This is a genomic window from Methanothrix sp. (assembly GCF_016706325.1).
Taxonomy (GTDB): Archaea; Halobacteriota; Methanosarcinia; order Methanotrichales; family Methanotrichaceae; genus Methanothrix.
The window spans coordinates 1,833,148-1,849,773 of the sequence record NZ_JADJJX010000001.1; the positions used below are offsets into that span (position 1 = coordinate 1,833,148).

At 57.4% G+C, this 16,626-nt stretch carries 18 protein-coding genes and 1 pseudogene; 6 read left to right on the forward strand and 13 right to left on the reverse strand.

Features of this window, described 5'->3' with window-relative positions:
• Positions 1-20: 20 nt before the first annotated feature.
• The 12 genes from IPI63_RS09440 to IPI63_RS09495 form a co-directional block, all read right to left on the reverse strand.
• Positions 21-173 carry a hypothetical protein gene (locus IPI63_RS09440; RefSeq protein WP_214064746.1) on the reverse strand — a complete coding sequence of 51 codons (153 nt, stop codon included), beginning with the start codon at positions 171-173 and terminating at the stop codon, positions 21-23.
• Positions 174-232: 59 nt separating this feature from the next.
• Positions 233-1,540 (reverse strand): formylmethanofuran dehydrogenase subunit B, encoded by a 1,308-nt coding sequence (locus IPI63_RS09445; RefSeq protein WP_214064779.1) that lies wholly within the window; start codon positions 1,538-1,540, stop codon positions 233-235.
• Positions 1,530-1,943, reverse strand: a complete 414-nt coding sequence (locus tag IPI63_RS09450) for a molybdopterin dinucleotide binding domain-containing protein (RefSeq protein WP_214064745.1) — start codon at positions 1,941-1,943, stop codon at positions 1,530-1,532. The genes IPI63_RS09445 and IPI63_RS09450 overlap by 11 nt, the downstream gene beginning before the upstream one ends.
• Complete coding sequence (locus IPI63_RS09455) at positions 1,940-2,746, reverse strand: formylmethanofuran dehydrogenase subunit C (RefSeq protein WP_214064744.1); 807 nt, start codon at positions 2,744-2,746, stop codon at positions 1,940-1,942. The genes IPI63_RS09450 and IPI63_RS09455 overlap by 4 nt, the downstream gene beginning before the upstream one ends.
• Positions 2,734-4,536, reverse strand: a complete 1,803-nt coding sequence (locus IPI63_RS09460) for a formylmethanofuran dehydrogenase subunit A (protein WP_214064743.1) — start codon at positions 4,534-4,536, stop codon at positions 2,734-2,736. Before IPI63_RS09460 ends, IPI63_RS09455 begins: the two co-directional genes overlap by 13 nt.
• The gene (locus IPI63_RS09465) at positions 4,536-5,624 is read right to left on the reverse strand and encodes a 4Fe-4S binding protein (RefSeq protein ID WP_292478117.1); all 1,089 of its coding nucleotides are present in this window, start codon (positions 5,622-5,624) and stop codon (positions 4,536-4,538) included. Before IPI63_RS09465 ends, IPI63_RS09460 begins: the two co-directional genes overlap by 1 nt.
• Before the next feature lie 134 nt (positions 5,625-5,758).
• The gene (locus tag IPI63_RS09470) at positions 5,759-5,917 is read right to left on the reverse strand and encodes a hypothetical protein (RefSeq protein WP_292478119.1); all 159 of its coding nucleotides are present in this window, start codon (positions 5,915-5,917) and stop codon (positions 5,759-5,761) included.
• Positions 5,908-6,756, reverse strand: coding sequence for a radical SAM protein (locus IPI63_RS09475; protein WP_292478121.1), 849 nt, complete (start codon positions 6,754-6,756; stop codon positions 5,908-5,910). The genes IPI63_RS09470 and IPI63_RS09475 overlap by 10 nt, the downstream gene beginning before the upstream one ends.
• A gap of 10 nt (positions 6,757-6,766) precedes the next feature.
• Positions 6,767-9,331: a hypothetical protein gene (locus tag IPI63_RS13115; protein WP_292478123.1), complete on the reverse strand. Its 2,565-nt coding sequence runs from the start codon at positions 9,329-9,331 to the stop codon at positions 6,767-6,769.
• Complete coding sequence (locus IPI63_RS09485; RefSeq protein WP_292478124.1) at positions 9,328-9,840, reverse strand: S8 family serine peptidase; 513 nt, start codon at positions 9,838-9,840, stop codon at positions 9,328-9,330. The genes IPI63_RS13115 and IPI63_RS09485 overlap by 4 nt, the downstream gene beginning before the upstream one ends.
• 2 nt (positions 9,841-9,842) lie before the next feature.
• Entirely contained in the window at positions 9,843-10,337 is a 495-nt protein-coding gene (locus IPI63_RS09490; RefSeq protein WP_292478125.1) for a S8 family serine peptidase, read from the reverse strand.
• Positions 10,312-10,680 carry a hypothetical protein gene (locus tag IPI63_RS09495; RefSeq protein ID WP_292478127.1) on the reverse strand — a complete coding sequence of 123 codons (369 nt, stop codon included), beginning with the start codon at positions 10,678-10,680 and terminating at the stop codon, positions 10,312-10,314. Before IPI63_RS09495 ends, IPI63_RS09490 begins: the two co-directional genes overlap by 26 nt.
• 102 nt (positions 10,681-10,782) lie before the next feature.
• Here IPI63_RS09495 and artA point away from each other — a divergent pair, with 102 nt between their 5' ends.
• The 4 genes and pseudogenes from artA (at position 10,783) to IPI63_RS09520 (ending at position 13,160) form a co-directional block, all read left to right on the forward strand.
• Entirely contained in the window at positions 10,783-11,562 is a 780-nt protein-coding gene (gene artA / locus IPI63_RS09500) for an archaeosortase A (protein ID WP_292478128.1), read from the forward strand.
• A gap of 161 nt (positions 11,563-11,723) precedes the next feature.
• Positions 11,724-12,247, forward strand: a pseudogene (locus IPI63_RS12970) (phosphatidylserine decarboxylase).
• Complete coding sequence (pssA, locus tag IPI63_RS09515) at positions 12,244-12,915, forward strand: CDP-diacylglycerol--serine O-phosphatidyltransferase (RefSeq protein ID WP_292478131.1); 672 nt, start codon at positions 12,244-12,246, stop codon at positions 12,913-12,915. Before IPI63_RS12970 ends, pssA begins: the two are co-directional and overlap by 4 nt.
• Positions 12,916-12,938: 23 nt before the next feature.
• Positions 12,939-13,160: a dihydroneopterin aldolase family protein gene (locus IPI63_RS09520; protein WP_292478221.1), complete on the forward strand. Its 222-nt coding sequence runs from the start codon at positions 12,939-12,941 to the stop codon at positions 13,158-13,160.
• 117 nt (positions 13,161-13,277) lie between these two features.
• Here IPI63_RS09520 and guaA read toward each other — a convergent pair whose 3' ends face one another.
• Positions 13,278-14,186 carry a glutamine-hydrolyzing GMP synthase gene (guaA, locus tag IPI63_RS09525; RefSeq protein WP_214064776.1) on the reverse strand — a complete coding sequence of 303 codons (909 nt, stop codon included), beginning with the start codon at positions 14,184-14,186 and terminating at the stop codon, positions 13,278-13,280.
• Between the two features lie 302 nt (positions 14,187-14,488).
• On the opposite strand from guaA, the gene IPI63_RS09530 reads away from it, so the two are divergent.
• Positions 14,489-15,754, forward strand: coding sequence for a methanogenesis marker 16 metalloprotein (locus IPI63_RS09530; RefSeq protein WP_292478134.1), 1,266 nt, complete (start codon positions 14,489-14,491; stop codon positions 15,752-15,754).
• Between the two features lie 343 nt (positions 15,755-16,097).
• Positions 16,098-16,625: a DNA polymerase ligase N-terminal domain-containing protein gene (locus tag IPI63_RS09535; RefSeq protein WP_292478136.1), complete on the forward strand. Its 528-nt coding sequence runs from the start codon at positions 16,098-16,100 to the stop codon at positions 16,623-16,625.
• The last annotated feature ends 1 nt before the right edge of the window (position 16,626 follow it).

Sequence of the window (16,626 nt, forward strand, 5' to 3'; positions counted from 1 at the left end):
AGAGGGACCTGGATCAGAGCTCAGACTGCCTTTACATTCCTTGATTCACAGGAAGGGCACATGGGCCTTCTTCCCATGCCCTGGAACTTGTTCTTACAGTCCAGACACTCATAGTCCCTGGCCGCCAGGGTCTCAACCTCGCCTATATCCGGTCCGCCACCAACAGTACACATATTGCCTTCAACTCCATCCTTCTATTACGCTACCAGATTATTTAAAGCAATTGCATCGATCACTTTTCCTTTATCATTTTTACCCGCTCGAATATCTGGTTCATGGTATCGACATTGCTCTCTGTGAAGGGGAAGGGCGAGGTGGTGAAGGGCTGGAAGTAGATGGGCACATCGTCCAGGCGGTAGAAGGTGCCATCAGACTCCATGGCATCGATCACCCCTGGCAGGATCACATCAGAGATCATGGTGGTGGGGCAGGGGGCGATATCTATGCAGGCCACGGGAATCTGAGCCAGATACTCAGAGCAGGCGGCGGGGAAATGGGAGACCAGATCGGCGGAGAGGATGAAGGCAGCATCAACATCCCTGTCCCTCAGGACATCCACTGCTGTGTACTCCCCCGGATTGTAACGGGGGTAACCACGAGAGAAATCCAGGCCGAAGGGGAAGCCATACAGATATGATGCTATCTGGTTGAAGCCGGCCACATTGCAGTGCCCTCTGAGAGCACCGATCACGAACTTGGTGTGGCTGTTCAGCTCCTTTACCAGGTTGAAGGCCATCTCAGCATTGCGGTGCTTCCCATAGGATGATGCAATGCCCAGGCCCACATAAATGGCCCCGAAGTTGCAGCTCTTCATCATGGCGAGCATCTTCTCCATCTCGGATATGGAGACCCCCGTCACCTCTTCCACCGAGGGATGAGGCCTTTTGCCGTGCAATAAGGTCAGAAGAGCACTGAGCAGCTCATAGTCGGTATTGGGGTTGAGTTGGATATGCAGGTCGGAGTTCTCTGCAGTGACGCTCCTCCTGGGATCGACGCAGATGATCGTCCGATCAAACCTCCCCCTCTGGGTCCAGTAGCCCCGGGGGTAGACAGCATAACGGGACATGTGCCTGGGCATGGACTCCAGGGGATTGGAGCCCCAGTAGACAGTCAGGTCCGCCCGGGACTTGCTCTGCCCGGCTGTAGCCCCCACCCGTCCTGCCTCCTGAATGCCCATGGCAGTGGGCCCGTGGCAGACGGTGGAGTTCGAGTCAGCTATTCCACCCAGGAACTCTGCGATATGAATTCCCACCTCCATGGCCTCGGTCGAGGTCTCGCTGCCCAGGAAAAGGAGGGGGCGCTCAGAGCTGGCCAGAATGCTCGCCACCCTCTCTACGGCCCGATCCCAGCTCGCCCTCTTCAGCTCTCCATTCTCCCTCACCAGAGGCTCTCTGATCCTATGAGGGCTCACCACCTCCTGGAACTTGGCATTGCCCATCTTGCAGGCATTCCTGACCGTCAGGCTCGACCCCTCCAGCTCCACCTGGATGTCATCACAGGAGGCCCCACAGACTGGACAGACTATATTCTTAGTTACCATCATCTAACCCCCGCTTTTGCAGCTTGTACAGACTTGCTGTCAGCTCCTCTGCTGAGAGGACCTCCTCATCTGAGGGCTCGATCTTGACCGGCGAGCCCTTGTATAGGGGTGAGCCGGTGGAGAAGGTCTCCGGGTCCACCACCACATTTGACCAGATGGCCCTGGGCATGAATATCTGCCCTGAGAGGAGCTTCTCTGCTCCGTAAGCATAAACCACAACGCTATGCCCGTCCCGGCTGGTTATCTTCACCTTTTCCGGAGAGCCCAGGGCCAGATAGTCCTCCAGGTTCATCTCACAGACGGCGCACTCCTTTGTGTAGTCATCTGTGAGCTTGCTTCCTCCCTTGGCCAGTCTGCCCTCCTCGATTGTGCTGCCGGTGTTCAGCAGAAACTCCTCTCTCATTCTCCTCCCTCCCGGTCCATTCTGCAATAAAGCACCCCTTTGGGGTTCTTGCCTGCGGCATAGTCGCCTGAAAACCGGGCGAACCTCCCCTCCAGTTGCAGCTCTCCAATCCTGGGGTCGCTCTCCACATCCTGGTGGATGAAGCCAGGGGTGAAGCTCTCCACGGCCCCTGAGAGCACCACCGTCCCTCCGTTCATCTCCGCTCCCAGCCCTCGAACGGCATTCCCCTTTATCAGAATCAGGCCGCCGGACTGACGAATGGCGCAGAAGTTCTCGACATTGCCCTCTACAGTTATCGATCCTCCTGCCAGGCCGCCACCCAACTGGCTTCTTGCATCTCCCCCGATCAGGATCTGGCCGCCGGTCATCCCCCGCCAGTTCCCCCGGTAGGCAGACCCCACGTGATCGGCAGCATTGCCGGCTATCTGCAGCAGACCCCCTCTCATCTCCATGCCTGACCAGGAGCCAGCATCGCCCTGCACCAGGATCTGGCCCCCTGCCATCTCTGCTCCAGTGTACATTCCTGCTGCTCCCCGGATCTCTATCACGCCGGACTTCATACCCTGGCCGATTCGCTTTACCCGTGATACATCTCCATCGATGATGATCCTCGTCTCCTCCTGGGCAGGGCCCTGAAGCTCCACCTCAAAGAACTGGCTCAAGGGAAGCTCTCGCGGGCCCTGCCAGACAATCAGTCTCCCGATCTCATCCTCAGTCTTTCCAGCGAGCAGGTCGGGACGGATGACCTCGGCCTCCACTGTAATTCCGATCCTGCCTCTGGGAACAAGCCTTATCTCTGCCATCTTCCTGCCTCCTTGGCCACTGCCTCCATGGGCACGTTGACCGGTATTGGGACCGGATTTTTCAGATATTTATCGGGGACAGGATAGTTGGCAAATCCCACTGTATAGTACTTGAACCAGTCCCGAACGTCCCTCATCATCTCCTTTTCCACCTCTTCGTCCATATAGGGCTGACAGTAGTATCTTCTGCCCTCGGGCACATAGACGATCTCGCCCTTCCGGGCGACGATCTGGCCGTCCTTTATGGTGAGATCAGGCCGGCTGAAGCGGGAGATGATATAGGATGGATCGTTGACATTCAGATCCTTGGGATCGATATCGTACACAGTCACATCGCCGTCTGCTCCCACCCCCAGGTGGCCCTTGCGGTGGGCCATGCCTATGGTCCGGGCAGAGTTGGCTCTGGTGAGGATGGCAATATCATAGAGGCTCATCTCCCGATCCACCCCGCCCAGGCTGGACCTCTCATAGGCCCACTTGTGGCACTCTTTGGCAGTATCGTCCCTGGCCTTCCTGGACATCAGCCAGGCTATAAGCTGAGGATACTGGCTGAACATGCCTCCATTGGGATGGTCGGTGGTCATGATCGTCTTCCAGGGATCGTCGATCAGCAAGAGCACCTCCAGGCCTATGGCCCACATGGTGGCATGAACTGCACTGCCCTTGAGATAGGCCAAGGAGAGGATGCCCGAGCCGCACTCCATCTCCACATCGCAGTTGGACCACTTCTGGCCGGTCAGCATGTACAGGTCGTGCTGGGCCGGGCCATCCCCGGTCATGGTGGTGGCCGGGCCGAAGGGGATCGAGCCGCTGTCTATGACCACGTTCTCCGTCTGGTTGATGTATTTGGCCAGATCGGGAGCGCCGGAGCAGAAGTCCCTCCATGACGATCCCCCATAACTATTGAACTGGGCATGGGCCAGATAGATGGTCTGCCTTCTCCTGGCGCTCTCCTTCGTCTCCGCCCATTCCAGCTTCATCTTGCTGTCAGGCTCCAAAGAGGAGGTGATCATCAGCGAATCCCTGGCTATCTCCCAGTTGCCCGGGTGGCCCAGGTTGTTGGCATGCAGGTGGAGGGACATGGGAAGGCCCAGCAATTCGTTGACCTCCGCCAGGCCGCGGATGATCTCCCGCGAGGTGACCTCGAAATGGATGTTGGGCTCATCTAAGCCCTTGACATTCTTGGCCCAGCCCCAGTTCTCGACCCCGGCGGGGTTGACGCACTTTATGCCATAGGCCTTGTGAGTCCTCATCATCCAGGCCACATAAGCAGCCGCCCTCTCGATATCCCCCTCCTTCAGGTAGCGCATGATGAACCAGTTGTTGCCAAATACCATGTAAGCGCCCATATCCAGGATGGGGGTGGCCCTCATCTCCTCATGGGTGTGGCGGGCCTCGAGAGGTGGCATGGCCGCCTCGAAGACGGTGGTATAGCCCATAGCAGCATAATCGTACCCCTGCTTATAGACGGAGGGGACGGTGTAGCCGCTGCCCGAATGGGTGATCTTTGTCCTCTTGCGAACTGATTTGTAATGGTCCTCAGGGCGCATCAGCCGGCCGGCGTTGACCTTGGTTCCTGCCACATGGGAGTGGGCATCAACCCCTCCGGGCATGACCGTCCTCCCCCGGGCATCGATCACTGTAGCCTCTCTCGCCTCCGGGCCGGAGAGGGAGGGTACCACCCTGCCCCCTCTTATGAAGATATCCAGAACCTCTCCATCGATTGCATTCAGAGGATCGAAGAGATATCCATTCTTGATGATCATCGTCTTGGAAGGATTTGCTGCCATCAGACCACCTCTCTTGGCACCAGCCGGATTGCATCCACCGGGCAGATCAGACTGCAGGTGGCACAGGAGCCGCAGACCTCCTGGTCGACCACCCTGATTGCGCCATCCCTGACCTCCAGGAGGGGTTTTCTCTCCAGCTCGTTCAGATGTCCAGCGGCGAGATAGGGATCGGAGAGGGCGTTGACCGGGCAGGCGATGACGCAGTTTCCGCAGCCCAGGCATGCAATCTCATCCGTCTCCAGACAAGAGGTGAGGGTGGGCCAGGGAGCAGGAAGGGAGAGCTTCTTCTCCAGGGCCCCTTTGCCCTTCATATCCGGAACGATGGCGGTCTTGGAGATCACAATCGCCCGCACTGGACAGGCCTGGGCACATGCACCACAGTAGATGCAGGCATCAGGCCGGTGGGTGACCTTCTCTCCCCTCTCTCCCTGCTTCCATTCCCGGTTGAACAGGGCATTGGCCGGACAGGTATGAACGCATGTCCTGCAGGACTGGCAGATGCTATCATCCCGGCTGTAGACCCCGGCGAAGGGCTTCTCAAAGGATATGGCCCCCGTGGGGCAGATAAAAGCACACCAACCGCAGTGAACGCAGCGGTTCAGATCGATCAGCGTCCTTCCTCCCACCCTCAGGCGGCCATCCTCTGCCAGATGCCTGTCCTGAATCTCAATGCAGGCCTGAGGACAGACATCGCTGCACAGGCCACAGTGAGAGCATTTTTCATCATCCACGGTGGTGGACTTGATCGCGACGCTGAGGTAAGAGCTATCCATCTCCGGCTTGCCCTCTTTTCTGAACTCAAGGGCACCAGTGGGGCAGACCCGTGCGCACAGCGTACAAAAGACACAGTCCCCGCTCTCTCTCTTCTCAATGAAGTCCTTGTCTATCAGGCCGCGGACCACGGCCCCCACTGATCCAATGATCAGCTCCCCTTTGGGGCAGACCTGAACGCAGGTTCCACAGCCGATGCACTTCTCCGGCAGATAGAACTGCGCTCGGTCATCCCGGGATTCCAGCAATACCTCTCTCATCTTAACCCTGCCTGCTGGGCATCGATTTAGGCGGGAATGGGTTAAGAAGGTTTTCATGAAATAAGCGGATTCTATCCGGCATAGTCGGGTTCGATCCGGCATAGTCGGGTTCGATCCGGCATAGACAGATTCGATCCGGCAGCCTTCACCCCAGTATACAACCGATTATCTCGCCGGCCCTGCTTGCCCCGTCATATGTATGGCACGGCCACATAGATGTTGTGCTTGTTGGAGACGATCTTCACCCTCAAGCCTCCCTCCCTCACTGGAGAGTCCACCACCGATACCACCCGGTTCTTTGCCACCCCCAGCTGCTCGCCCTCAACCCATCCCGGAGCCTTTATCTCCACCCTGGTCTTCTCATTTTTTTGAAGACCGTGGGGATCATGGGCCGCTTCTCAATACCGAAATCCTGTGCTTTGAGCCGCAGAGGCAGCGAGCAATCCCTCTCCCATTGGGGCATGCTGCGGTTATAGAAGTGCCACCAGTTCTCCGCCCGAACGCCACGGGGAGATCGCCCCCGCCGGTAGTGCTCGTACTTCTGAATCCCCAGGGGAGGCCACCTCTTTCCTGCCCCCACCCTCCTGGCAAAATCGATCAATTTTGGAATCTCCAGATCGTTTATCCCCGGAATGTAGACCGGGGCGATCAACAGATCGATTCTGCTCCGGGCGATATTTACTGCTACCCGTTCAAGCTCCTTGATATCAAATCCCGGCCTTCCAGCCAGATATGCTGCCAGCTCCGGCTCCAGAGCATGCATGGAGAGGTTGATCCTGTCCAGCCCCGCCTCCTCTAAAGATCCGATCATCCTCTCATCCAGGCGGGTGCCATTGCTCTGCATGGAGACCACTGCCACCTCTTCAATATCCTTCAGCCTTCTCACCAGCTCCACAATATCCGGATAGAGCATCGGCTCACCAGGGGAGTCGATATGGCACTCCACCCCCTCACCCTTGAAGGGGGCGATCTCCTCGACCGCCTCCATGAGATAGTCCAGCTCCACCTGATAGTCTGTCACCCTGGACCTGGAATTGGGACCGGCATCAACCGAGCAGAAGGGACAGCTCAGATTACAGCTGCAACTGGGCCTGATCTGCAGGAGATTGCTCCCCCGGTCCACCACCCCAAAGTACAGACAGCCTACCAGGGGTATCTCCGACTCTTTAGTGACATGAAAAAGGGACATCTTCAGGGGCTCAGGATATGATCACCGTTCCATTCTCCCTTCTGAGCACTGCCCTTGCCGGCGCCGGGAAGGGGAGAGGGGGTTCAAAGCCCGCTGAGATCTCTGACCCCTGAGAGGCTTTGATCTCCTCTGCACCCGATCCTTCCCTGAAGGCGGCGGGATCCATCTCCTCTGAGCTCCAGGCCAGCTCTCTGCTATCCAGCTCCTCTCCGTTGGAGCTTAAGACCAGATCAACCAGCCGAGCCCGGCCGGCCCTCTCCAGCTTCATGAACTCGCCGGGATCAAACTGCAGGCGGATGGTGTAGTTGCCCGGATTGAGGCTCTTTTTCACCCTTTCGTATCCGATCTCCTCGCCAGAGTCATCCAGGAGGAAGCCATCGATCTGGTATGCTCCCGCCCTTGTCACCGATAGATTGACCCCGATGGCTATGGCCTCCGGGGTGGTTTGATTGACAAATCCGCTGATGTAGGCCCTGGGGGCCTGGAACGATCTGGGATCCCGATCTATGCTTATATCCTCACCATAGCGATCGATGTAATTGCCGGCATTGTCGTAGAGGAGCAGGTTCTCGACTCTCAGGGGGCCGCACCGGCCTGCTCTCCAGATGTCTGTGCCGCTGATGTTAACCTGGATCTCTCCATCCTCATCCAGCCTCAGGCCTTGATCTATCACGTCGATTCTGTTCCCCCGGCAGTCATCTAACACCCCTTCCAGCCTGAATTCGCCTGGGATGGTGGTATTAACCCCGAAACCCAAGACCAGCCGGTCATAGCGGCCATCTCCATCCTCATCCAGCACCTCTTCTCTGCTCAGGCCGGCGATCTTTGAGCCGGCTATGGAGACTGTCACCGGGATATCGATGCTGCTGTTGTCTGCCCGGATCCGGATATATCCTGAGAGATGGTGCTGGGCAGGGCTTTGGGGCAGGGTGAGCTCTGCCTGAAGGGTCTGGTTGCTGCCTGCTTCCAGCTTTTCAGGGCCGCGCAGGGAAATCCAGCTCCAAGGCTCCTCAGAGTATTGCCTGACAGCCAGGCGGAAGGGCTGGCCGGCCTCGGGGACATTATATCCATAGACATTGATCACCCACCGGCCAGCCTGGGGATCGGAGACCTCCACCGGGCCGAGAGTGCCCGATCCCAGGTCGGCATTCTCCTCGCTTGCCATTCCTTCCGGGTCCTCAAGTACCAGGGCCACCTCACTGTATCTGCTGCCGTCAAGGGTGACAAGCTCGGCGGAGAGTCTGATGCTCTCATTGCTCACATTCACCGTCCGGTTCCAGATCTGCTTGAATCCCACCCGGCCCGCATACTCTGTCAGGCTCTCGTTCTCGATCACTGCCACATAGCTCAGGTCTTCCACTGCCGGGCCCTTGTTCTCCAGCCGGATCTTCAGACTGGCATTCGTTCCCGGATTGAGGGAGTCTATGTGCCACTGCTTGGGGGTGGGCTCGATCATCTCCTGCTCCACCTGGAGGGTGTAGCTGGCATTAGCAGATGCATTCTCGCTATAGACAGCAACCAACCATCTTCCCGATGGCGGATTCTTGATCGCCACCCTCTTGGAGCTGCCCTCAGGAGCTCCGCCGTAGTACTCACTGGTGGGGGATATCAGAAACAGGTCCAGGCTGGAGAGAGAGGCAGTGGAGGTGTTGGATATGGGGATGGTTGAGTCGGAGGGGGTCTGGTTAGAGGGGGCTGAGTTTGAGGGGATCGAGTTGGAGAGGTTCGAGTTGAATTGGACTGAATTGAAGGTGGTCGAGTTGGAGATGGTCGAGTTGGAGGTGGTCGAGTTGGAGATGGTCGAGTTGGAGGTGGCCGAGTTGGAGGTGGTCGAGTTGGAGATGGTCGAGTTGGAGGTGGTCGAGTTGGAGGTGGTCGAGTTGGAGGTGGTTGAATTGGTGTAGATCATATCAGCATCAATGGAATCGGCCCCAAAGCTCCAGTCCAGCCTGGCTTCAATTCCTCCCGCTCCTACAGGCAAATCCAGATAATAGTAATCCCACTGATTTCCAGTCAGGCTTCCCGAGTCCAGCCCCCTTCCCTGAGAGAGGGGCAGGGGCTCTGCCACCGTCAGAGTGACGGGAATACTCAGGAGCCTCTTTCCGGTGTCGGTGATATCCAGCGATCCGGTGTAATCTCCAGGATCTGCACCCTCTGGCACCTGGATGGATGCAGCAAAGACCTGCTGGCTGTTGGATGATATGCGCTCAGGAAGGGGCTGCAGGCTGATCCAGTCTGCTATCTCCCCCCGGGGGGAGATGGAAAGCCCTTCTCTCTCCTGGTTGCTGAAGAAGACGAACCTGGTGTTCCAGTCGCGATCTCCGGGAGCAAGGGCATATAGCTTCTTCTGCGGCCGGTCGGCTCCCGTATCCAGGCCCACATAGACCCCCTCCCCGGAGGGCAGATAGGCCCACCTTCCAGGGGTCCATCGGTCGGGCACCACCCCGCTCATCCCCTCCCCCAGCTCCTGCAGGAGATGATAGGAATGGAGAGCATCCAGAAGGCCCGTTCCCTGATAGTACGGCTCATAGGAGACACCATGGCTGTTGTTTAGCTTTCGCGCTCCCCTGGTCATAGCCCCCTTGACCCCGGCGGGGTGAGATCGCCCATCTCCTGCAAGAGAAGAGCAGCCAGGCCGGCAGCAATGGGAGTGGAAAGGCTCGTTCCCGACTCCCGGGCATAGTAGGTATCAACATAATCCGGCCCTTTCAGTCCTGCAGGCACAGTGGATATGATATCCATCCCCGGGGCGACGACATCCGGCTTGATCCTATCGTCCCTGGTCGGCCCGGAGCCGGAGAACTTGGCCATGCGGCCCTCAGCATCAGTTGAACCCAGGGTGATGACATTCACCCCGTCGCCTGGGGAGTCGATAAGGCCCGGAGGCAGGGCGAGGACGATGGGCACAAAAAGGAAGTAGACATCCTTGCTGCTCCCCCCGGCGCCGGAGAGCTCGACCGGGGAAGAGCCTCTCAGCTGGCTGGCCGATGCTCCCGATGGCTGATCTTTGTTCTTGGTGCTGTTGCGGTTGCCCGCAGCCACGCATACCACCGCTCCCTGATTAGCGGCATTATCTGCAGCCATGGTTATGGGTGGATTGGTCTCCCCAGGTTTATCCCTCCCAGGCTGAGGCTCAGAACATCAGCGCCATTGTAGATGGCCCACTCTATGCCGGCAATGATATCCGATACCCTGCCGTCGCCATTCTGGTCGATCACCTTGACATTGATCAGGCTTGCCCCGGGGGCGATTCCTTTATACTCTCCCTTCGAGCTGACGCCCGAGCCGGCGATGATGCCGGCGATCATTGTGCCATGGCCCAGGAGATCATCTGCTGTAACCTCATTTGCCAGGAAGTTCTTCTCTGCAATCACCTTGCCGATCAGGTCAGGATGGTTCTTATCGATGCCCGAGTCGATCACAGCGACATTGATGCCCTTCCCATCGATCCCCTTCTCCCACAGCCTCTCTGCATTGATGATCCGAGCAGGAGAGATGTAACCGTCTGATAGGGAAGCGCCATTAACAGATGCATTCCCCTGTGCAGATGCCCTATCATCCCCGCGCTGATGCCCTATCATCCCCTGGCGTTGACGTCTTTGCAAAAGCATCGAAATAGATGGCAGATACACTATCGCTTTTGGCCATCTCCTGGATAGTCCGGCTGCTCGCCTCTCCCGCCAGGCCGGGGATGAGCCGATAGCTGTACTTGATCTCAAGGCCGCCGGGGTCCTGAGGCTGGCAATCCTTGAAGATCACAATCACCGGTATCCTCTCCTCCCTCCCGGCATCGAGCATCTCTCTCAGATCGGCATCGATCTTATGATTGGCATCAGGCGACACATCCCCTGCTATCTGCGCTCCGGCCAGGGCCAGGAGTACGAGGCCCGCTGCACAAATTAAAATAAAAATATTTCTGCCCATGATCAACCAAACCTATAACTGGTACGGATCCAGCCCCACCAAGTTCATATCACGTGATGTAAGCAGATAATGCTAAATAAACCTGTGGTACTTTATGGTTGAATGATGTTGGACTGGCTGGCCTCCTACCTGCTCTGGATCAGCTTATTGTTTCTGCTTGTCTCAGCCCTGAGCAGAAAAAGCAGCATTGCCATACCGGGATGGGCTCTATTGGGCCTGTTCTGGCTGTACCAGCCGGGACGCTATCTGGCCAGCAATGATTACCTCAATGCCCTCCTCTTCACTGCCGCCGGCCTGATGTGCCTTTACATGGCGGGGATGCTGGCGAGAAGGAGCAGCCCCTCCAAAGCCCAGCTCTGGGCGAGCTATGCCGCTGCAGTCTGTGGAATGGTCTATTTTCCCTTTGCTGAGATCGAGCCCTTAAGAGAGGCCCTGATAGGATTTACCACCCTCATAACTGCACATGCTCTTCTCGCTCTATCCGTTCCAGTGAGCATGCCAAGCTGGAATATGGTGACCCTGAATGAGAGGTCGGTGGAGATCGTCCTCGCCTGCACCGCCATTGAGAGCATCTCCCTCTTTGCCGGACTGATCATATCAGTCCAGGCACCAAGAGGGCGCAAGGCGATAGCTCTGGCCCTGTCCACCCTCTCCATCTATATCCTGAACATAGTGAGAAATGGGTTTGTGATCGTAGCCTACGGCTGGAGCTGGTTTGGCAGCGAGAGCTTCGAGGTTGCTCATAATATGATCGCCAAGATCGGGTCTGCTGCTACTCTTTTATTGATCTCGTATCTGATATTCCTCCTCCTCCCCGAGCTTCTCCTGATCATCGATGAGCTGGCCGGGGACATAAGACACCCCAGGGGAGATGCCGCTTGAAGCTGGCCAGGAACTCCCGCCGCTGGATATCAGTGCCCATCATCCTGACTGCAGTCCTGGCCGTTGCCGGGAACTGGTACATATCCGCTGCTGCCTTCATGAGCCTGATCTTCATGGTGTTCTTTCACCGGGACCCTGATCGCCTGCCCCAAAGCGAGGGAATGCTCTCTCCGGCTGATGGAAGGATCATTCAGGCCACACCGGAGAAGGTCACTGTATTCATGGGCCTGGGCGATGTGCACGTCAACCGGGCGCCTTTGGACGGGACGATAATCAGCCTGGAGCACAGGAAAGGGACCCATCTTCCCGCCTTTCTCAACCGCGCCAGCCAGAACCAGCAGAGCAGGATGAGGATCGAGACTGAAGATGGGGAGATCCAGCTGTCCCAGATCACCGGGACCATTGTAAGAGAGATCGTCTGTTATGTCAAGCCAGGAGATCACGTCCTCCGGGGGAGAGGATAGGCATGATCCGCTTTGGCTCCCGGGTTGAGACCAGCATTCCCAGAGGATATAAGCTGCAGGTGTCTTTGGGAGACAGCGTCCGGGCGGGGAAGACGGTGATCGCCGTCAAGCTTCATTCTGGAGCGTCAGGGGCTCTGGTGGCATCAGGCGAATCAGTGGAATCGAGAGCACCGGCATCGGAGATATCAGCGGCACCAGATGTGCCCGGAGCCTCCTCATGAACATCCTGCACGCCCTCCGGCCGCCGGACCTGTTCACCATCTTGAATATCTCTTTGGGATTTGCTGCCATTCTCCTCATCCATGAATCGCAATCTCAGGATGCTATAAAGCTCGCTGTACTTCTCATAATTATAGCTGCAGTAGCAGACGGCCTGGACGGATTTGTGGCTCGAAGAACTGGATCCGGCCCTCTGGGAGCAAACCTGGACTCCCTGGCAGACCTGATCTCTTTTGGAGCAGCCCCCGCCTTTCTTGTGGTTGGGGCCTTCAGCCCGCCCATGCATATCTGGCCGGCAGCGATCATCTTTCTCACCTGTGGAGCTCTCCGCCTGGCCAGGTTCAATATCTCAGGCAAGAGCGATCAACTCTTCGAGGGCCTGCCCATCCCTGCAGCAGGCATGGCTCTGTCCGTCAGCGTCCTTCTGGGGAAGCCCAGCCTGACCATTCCGCTGATGTTATTACTGGCTCTGCTCATGATAAGCACCTTGCCTTATCCCAAGATCAGGGATATGAGAATCCTCTTGATACTGGGCCTGCTGGTCATAGCTGCTGCCTGGGCGGTCTTCCTTCAAAGCAACATCCTTTATGCCGCCATTATTTTGGGTGCGCTCGTAATTGCATATTTATTAAGTCCGGTGGTGATCTCACGCCTACAAAAAGGGAGATAGCGGCATTTGAGGCCGGCATTAAGCTGGGAGCACTTTATCACCAATTCGTGGGCTCTCCAGTAGGAATGAGGACTGCATCCAGCCTGGAGAGAGCTATGGAGGAGAGCATCTCCCTTCAGCCTTATGTCCGCAGGGTTGAGGTGAGGATAAACCGGGATATGCTAAAGGAGAACATCTTCGGCTACGGCGAGCTGGAGGGGAGGATGATCTGGGCCCAGGTGGAGATAGAATATGAGGAGAGGTGATCTCCGCCCGGCTGGAGTATGACCAGGAGAGCTGCTATCCCCTCATGAGGCTGAGATAGAGCACTCCAGCCGGCAGCCGGCCTCATAGCTCAACTGCTCTAAAGATTCCTTGTCTGACTACTCGAACTCTATTGTGCCCGGGGGCTTGGGGGTCAGATCGTAGACCACTCTGCAGACCGCAGGTATCTCCCCGGTGATCCGGCTGCTGATACGTCTGAGCGCCTCCCAGGGAAGCTCCATCGCCTCTGCTGTCATGGCATCCTGGCTGGAGACAGCACGCACGGCGATCACATAGCCGTAGATCCGGTCGCCTTCCTTGACTCCAGTCGCCTTGCCCAGGAGGGCGGCAAGTGCCTGCCAGGGATTGAATTCCTTCAACTCCTCCTCCACAATGGCATTTGCCCTTCTGACCACATCCAGCTTATCGCTGGTGACCTCGCCTGCCACTCTGACTGCCAGCCCGGGGCCGGGAAACGGCATCCTCTCGCTGATCTCTGCAGGGAGGCCCAGAGCCCGTGCCACCTGGCGGACATCCTCCTTGTACAGGTCGCGCAGAGGCTCGACTATGCTCTTGAACTCCATCCGGCTGGGAAGGCCTCCCACATTATGATGGGCCTTTATGCCCCCATCCGACTCGATCCTGTCCGGATAGATGGTGCCCTGGATCAGGCAATCGCTGCCTATCCTGCCTGCCTCCTCCTCGAAGATCCGGATGAAGGTCTCTCCCACCACCATCCTCTTCTCCTCGGGATCGGTGATGCCTCGCAAGGCCTCCAAAAAACGCTCCTGGGCGTTGACCCGCACCAGTCCAAGATCCTTGAACAGCTCCTCGATGCGCTCGGACTCAGACTCTCTCATCAGCCCCGAGTCCACATAGACAGATACCAGCCGCTCACCCAAAGCCCGGTGGGCGAGCACCGCACACACTGAGCTGTCCACCCCTCCAGACAGACCGATAATTGCGCGGCCCTGGATATTGCGTTTGATCTCCGCAATGGCATCCTCTATGAAGCGCTCCACATTCATGGCCATAGCTAGCATGCTCGGCTTTCAAGATTTGAGGCTTGCGGTTATAACATTGGCCTCATAGGTCAAACCGGGTAGCATCAATGCTTTCAGATGATCTCAATATGAGAACTACATGAAAAATAAGACTTTAAATTATCAAAACCAGGATATACTGGCGGGATAGGAGAGTGGGATTCGCCATATCCTGCGGGAGGGCTCATCCCTCCAGCCCTCCCTGCGATCTGTGACGCTGCGATGATAATTCTCTTTTCATTCAGATCGCAGTTGCTTTATGCCAGAGAGGCGATGCCTCGATCAGCATGATCAGGAGAATAGAAGACATAAAAGAACGCATAAAGTGCGGACGGGCAGTGGTCCTCACCCAGCCGGAGATCTCCCGGATGCTTGAGGAGAGAGGAGAGGTCAGTCTGAAGGATGTTGATGTCGTCACCACTGCCACCCGAGCGGTGATGAGCGGCACATATGCTGTGCTATCCTTTCCCCTGGCAGCTCCGGGATCATTCATCCGCGCCAGCAGCGCCAGGATCAATGGCGTTCCCGCCTGGCCCGGACCCTGTCCCAATGAGAGGTTGGGGATGATCGATCTGATGGTATACGGCACCTCGCACAGCATATACCAGCCTGAGTATGGGGGAGGACACCTCTTCCGCGAACTGGTGGAGGGAGGAGAGGCGCGGGTGGAGGCGGAGTCTGAAGATGGAAAGGTCATCGAGAGGTCCATCCGCCTGGAGGAGATACCCTATGCCCGTATATTCTCCACCCGCAATGCCTTCAAGAACTATGTGGCCTTCGTCAACCCCAGGAGCCTCCCTCTGAAGAGCATCTTCAGCCGCATTGAGTTTCCCCCCCACCTTGCTGCTGCCACGGTCTCTGGATGCGGCCAGATCAACCCGGTCAAGAACGATCCCTATCTGGAGACCATAGGCATCGGGACCCGCATTCTCCTCAATGGCGCTCAGGGCTTTGTGGTGGGCAAAGGCACCCGCTCCCTGCCCACCCGGCCCAACCTCCTCGGTCTGGCTGATATGCATCAGATGGATCCGGAGTACATGGGCGGCTTTCTGACCTCAGCCGGCCCGGAGTGCATAGGCTCCTGGGCGGTGCCCATTCCGGTTCTCAATGAGACCATTCTCAATGCCATATTGCAGCAGGACAGGGATATTCCTCTCACCATAATGGATGTGAATGTCCGCCAGAAGATCGGCAAGAGCAGCTACGGGGATGTCTGGGATTCAGTCGATCTAAGGGTCAGGTTCGATCCGGAGAGGTGCAGAGGCTGCAGCGTATGCACTGCAGAGCCGGTCTGTCCCATGAGAGCGATCCTCATCGAGGATGGCCGGGTTATGCGCGATGAAGAGAGGTGCTTCAACTGCGGCCTGTGCGTCTCCCAGTGCAGCGGCGGGGCCTTCCAGGGAAGGCTGGGAGCCATTCATCTGGGGGAGAGGACAGTTCCCATCCAGCTCCGTCAGTCGGATAGAGCAAGGGCGGTGAAGCTGGCAGAGAGGCTGAAAGAGGAGATCCTGGATGGCTCATTCGGCCTGACTGAGATGGTGGAACGGCTGTGAGAGGAGAGGCCAGCAGAAGGACCAAAACCGGATGAAGATGAAAAATGGAGGACTGAGGAGACCGATACGGCTGCCGTTTTGTAAAGCTGGTGGACAGCCGGGGCAGTGGAAAGGAGTTTGAGTTAGATCCGGGAATGGACTTTGTGCCTGCAGCGTCATGCTGATGGCTTTTTGGCAGGGGACAGTCTGGCTGGGGAGAGGGGCTGGCACAAGCATCCTCTCGCATACCTTGGCGCGCCTCAGCAGCTCTTCAGGCGCGCCGCAAAGGCCGCCTCTTAGTGAGACGATGAAACCTATTTATCGGCTGGGCTCCAAGGATGGTCGATGACCATGGGGAATCCTCATGAATTCCGATCGGCTTAAACGCTATCAAGAGAAGAGGGACTTCACTGTCACTTCTGAGCCCAATCCATCCTTATTGGCGGAGAAGGGAGAAGCCTCAGGCGGCCATACCCCAGGCGGCCAGATCTTTGTAGTGCAGGAGCACCATTCCCGCCAACTGCACTATGACCTCCGCCTGGAGGTGGAGGGCGTCTTGAAATCCTGGGCTGTGCCCAAAGGGCTTTCCATGAATCCAAGGGATAAGCGACTGGCAGTCCAGACCGAAGACCATCCAGTGGAGTATGCCTCATTTGAGGGCACAATTCCCGAGGGGCAGTACGGAGCGGGAACGGTGGCCATCTGGGATTCGGGCAGCTACAGGAACCTCTCGAATAAGGATGGCCGGGAGATTCCCCTCTCCCGGGCCCTGGAAAGCGGCCATGCCTCATTCTGGCTGGAGGGCAGGAGGCTGCAGGGCGGCTTCGCCCTCACCAGGACTCCTCGCGGCTGGCTGCTGGTCAAGATGAGGGATGAGAAGGCGAAATCATAGA